This is a genomic window from Endozoicomonas sp., from assembly GCF_051008435.1.
GTDB lineage: Bacteria > Pseudomonadota > Gammaproteobacteria > Pseudomonadales > Endozoicomonadaceae > Endozoicomonas_A.
Window position 1 is genome coordinate 1 of sequence record NZ_JBPCXO010000124.1, and the last position, 3,420, is coordinate 3,420.

Here is a 3,420-nt window from a genome sequence, read left to right on the forward strand (position 1 = left end):
ATACGTCCTGGTTTATAAGGCAGTTCATTGAGTGTGGCGGTCAGGCTGGTGAGACTGAAGGCGTCGTTGTTAAAAATATCCAGTAAGCTCATCCCTGCTCTCCTGTTCTGAGAATGATATCCAGTGATTTCAGCTCACTGACGGCAGTGGTCTTTTGTTCGTCGGTGATGCCGTCCGGCCAAACCAGTAAGTCCTGATGCACCTCAGCCAGTCGGGCAATGATGACACCTTCCCCACCTGTAGCATCGGTACTGGCATGCTCCCAAAGCACACCGGAGGCCATTTGCAGGCCAGTATCTGCCGCTGGATCAAGTGGCCCAAACACATCCGTGGATGTATTCTTACCGAGGATCGTACCCGGCAGCAGTGTCAAGTCGGCAGCCAGTTCAACCAGCTCCCGGCTGATGCTGTTGTTTCCTTCGGACACGATAAATTCGCCAGCGTGCACCGGCTCTGTCATCACAGGCATGGTTCAGTTCCTTTGAGAGAGTTGGATAGTGAGATTAGGTGAGGGGTTAAGTGACCGTCTGACCGTTGCGCTTGCGGTAGACGGCCTGGGTATTAATGGAAGGCTTGAGAGTTTGTTCCTGCTGGTTAGGGGTCAGGCTGTTATCAATGCCATCATCGTCCTGCACCAGCAGATCAAACAGTTCCGTGCGTACCTGCTCTTTGGACTTTCCTGACTGGATATACTGACTGGCCCGATCCGGTGAGTGCGCTGCAGTACAGAGAGACTTGATGGCTTCACACTCCGCCAGCCGGGCTTTTACATCCTCGATGCCTTGCTGCTGTCGGACAAACTGTTCCGCCATTTCCGGGTAACCGGCCTGATTGCACAGTGTCATCACCGCCAAAGCATGGATACCCTTCTCTTCTTTGGATTCAGGATCAGACTGGTGTGGCGGATGCATAAAGCTGGAGAGATCAAAGCTGGCCGCCATTTTCACCGGGCTATCAACGACATCAATCAAACCATGGCCTTCTGCTTCTGTCGCTGTAAACCAGGTTTCGTCATTCATCAGCTTGAACATGGCGTCCAGGTCCAGTTCACACCGACTGCAATAAGTCTGGGCAATCACCTCCGTGGTTTTATCCAGCATATCCGCCATCTTGCGTAATTCCCCAGCATCACCGCCCACCCAACCGAAGGGGTTATGAATCATCAACAGGGCATTCTCAGCCATATGAACCGTGTCGCCTGCCATGGCAATCACACTGGCGATACTGGCGGCCAGCCCTTCAATCCGGACGTGGATATGGGCCTTGTGGTAACGCAGGGCATTGTAGATGGCCACCCCATCAAAGACAGAGCCGCCCGGGCTGTTGATACGAACGGTAATCTCATCGACATCAATATCTTTGAGGGTGCTAACCAGTTGCCGGGCTGAGACGCCAGCCCAGTCACCAATCACATCATAAATCAGCAGCTCGGCTGGCTGGCCGGACTGGTTTTTGAGCGTGGTCGCTCCGGACTCCTGTCCTCCCGCGACACTCCTAATTCCCTTTAGTTCGTACCAGGCTCTATTTTTGTTGAGCGGTTTCTTGTTCATCCGGTGTTTTATCCTCATCCGTGACAGGGTTTTCTTGTGCTTGAACTCTGGCATCACTGTCGTATTGCAACTCCAGTTCATCCGCCCGGCGATTGTCGGCAGCGATTTCGTCATCGATCTGCTCGCTGTCGTAGCCTTGCTCAGACACCACTTCCGAACGAGACTTGAAACCGCTGCGCACCGCCATATTCTGGGACTGAACATCCTGCACCGGATGGATGTAGGCCCAACCGTGGGGTATCCACTTCACTCGGTTGTACTGCGATGGGTTTCGATGGAACTCAGGAGCCGAAACCGCACCACTGAGTACCGCCATCTCCAACCAGCGGTTCCAGACCGGTCGACAGAGCTGAAAGACCATCTGGTTGTGCTGGATCTGTTGAATACGACGACGGAATTCATTCAACACAACGCGAAGTGCTCGATCACTGACGCCTTTCATATCACCGGACAAAACTTCATAGGGCAGCCCCATCCCTGCCGCCACCGCCATCAGTTGCTGTCGAATGAAGTCAGGGTAGTTACTGGCGGCTCCCGGAGGGGTATTGAACGTAATCTCTTCGCCGGGTGACAACTCCTGCATGGTACCCGGCTCCATGGCCACCATGGGCACTCCCTGCAAGTCATAGACAATGGGTCTGCCGGTCAGAGGATCAACCTTTTCCTGTTCCGGTGAAGGCTTGGTAATAAAACCGGTGAACAGGTTGGCGATTTCCTGCCGAAGCAGCGTGGCATCGTCAAACTTGTCCAGATGGAACATCCTTAACAACACCTGTGACAACAATGGCTGGCCTCGTAATTGACCGGGCCGCAAGGGTTCATAAAGATGCATCACCTGGTTCGCAGGCACACGACGGAGACCTGCAGTATCCAGAGTGGTGTAATCCGAAGGGTGTTGCTTATGCATCCAGTAAGCCACCCGCTGCCCAATGGCATTGAACTCGATACCGGCTCTGATCTTACGACCCTTTTTAAGATCGTCGTTGTAATCCGAGGGCACAAACTCTGCCTCCAGCAATTGCAGCTGAAGAGGAACACTCAAACCGTCACCGGGCTTACGGGTTCTAAAGCGTACAAAGCACTCACCGGCTTCCAGCATGGATCGCGCCGCCAATGACTGCTGGCCGTAAAAATCCAGTTGACCATCCGCATCGGACTCATCGGTCCAGGTCAGAAACAGCTGTTGCAGCTGCTTACGAAATGCATCGTCTTCTGCTTCGGATTTGGGTTTGATACCGGTGCCGACAATGTTAGCCACCAGTTTTTCCAACCCGGAAGCGGCCCAGGGATCATTACGAATCGCCGCTCGGGAGCGGTTGATCAGGGTACCGAGATTGCCGTTTAATGCGTTGTTGGGACCACTGGAAGGAGCCAGCCAGCTCTGACTGCGCCGCCCTTGGCCTGCCGAGGTATAGGCCAGGTTTTTTAGCTCAGGTAGTAGCCACCCGGCCATCCTTTGTCGGAGCTTCATTCAAATTCCCTTGGTGGAATAAAAACCGTACTGTCGGGGCCGCTTTTGCTGTTTGATCAGTTCCCGCTCAATGGCCTGCAGTCGTCGTTCCATTTCAGAGAAGCTGGCGTATTCCACCTTGCGCCCTTCAAACTCCACCGTGCGCGTTTCGCGCAGCAATACAGCCCGCTTCAGCGCCTGGTATTCAGCATCCGTAATCATTTTTTTATCACTCAGGACGGTTATCCGTTGAGGTAGGCACTGCGTGTCATTCTTCTGGGACGGGGCTTGTTCGCTGCTTCCGCTTGCTCTTGTTCAATCTGGACTTCCGGCTCTGGCCGCTGTTCAGCCAGTCGCTCGAGATCCAATCCACGGTGTTGCTGCAAGATACGCACTGCAGTTAACGCATAGACTCGACAG

At 53.8% G+C, this 3,420-nt stretch carries 4 protein-coding genes; all 4 read right to left on the reverse strand.

Annotated features, from left to right (window positions below; translation table 11 throughout):
- Positions 1-88: 88 nt before the first annotated feature.
- The 4 genes from ACR2PX_RS05750 to ACR2PX_RS05765 are packed head-to-tail and all read right to left on the reverse strand — an operon-like array spanning position 89 to position 3,222.
- On the reverse strand, positions 89-469 hold the full coding sequence (locus tag ACR2PX_RS05750) for a head decoration protein (RefSeq protein ID WP_433998409.1): 381 nt from the start codon (positions 467-469) through the stop codon (positions 89-91).
- 46 nt (positions 470-515) lie between these two features.
- On the reverse strand, positions 516-1,550 hold the full coding sequence (locus ACR2PX_RS05755; RefSeq protein ID WP_433998410.1) for a head maturation protease, ClpP-related: 1,035 nt from the start codon (positions 1,548-1,550) through the stop codon (positions 516-518).
- A complete protein-coding gene (locus tag ACR2PX_RS05760; RefSeq protein WP_433998411.1) occupies positions 1,522-3,021 on the reverse strand; it encodes a phage portal protein in 1,500 nt (499 codons plus the stop codon). Before ACR2PX_RS05760 ends, ACR2PX_RS05755 begins: the two co-directional genes overlap by 29 nt.
- Positions 3,022-3,222 carry a phage head-tail joining protein gene (locus ACR2PX_RS05765; RefSeq protein WP_433998412.1) on the reverse strand — a complete coding sequence of 67 codons (201 nt, stop codon included), beginning with the start codon at positions 3,220-3,222 and terminating at the stop codon, positions 3,022-3,024.
- Positions 3,223-3,420 lie beyond the last annotated feature (198 nt).

Excerpts from the sequence above, each read along its gene's own strand:
- ACR2PX_RS05750 (WP_433998409.1), bottom strand. The coding sequence starts at position 469 with ATGCCTGTGATGACAGAGCCGGTGCACGCTGGCGAATTTATCGTGTCC.
- ACR2PX_RS05755 (WP_433998410.1), bottom strand. The coding sequence starts at position 1,550 with ATGAACAAGAAACCGCTCAACAAAAATAGAGCCTGGTACGAACTAAAG.
- ACR2PX_RS05760 (WP_433998411.1), bottom strand. The coding sequence starts at position 3,021 with ATGAAGCTCCGACAAAGGATGGCCGGGTGGCTACTACCTGAGCTAAAA.
- ACR2PX_RS05765 (WP_433998412.1), bottom strand. The coding sequence starts at position 3,222 with ATGATTACGGATGCTGAATACCAGGCGCTGAAGCGGGCTGTATTGCTG.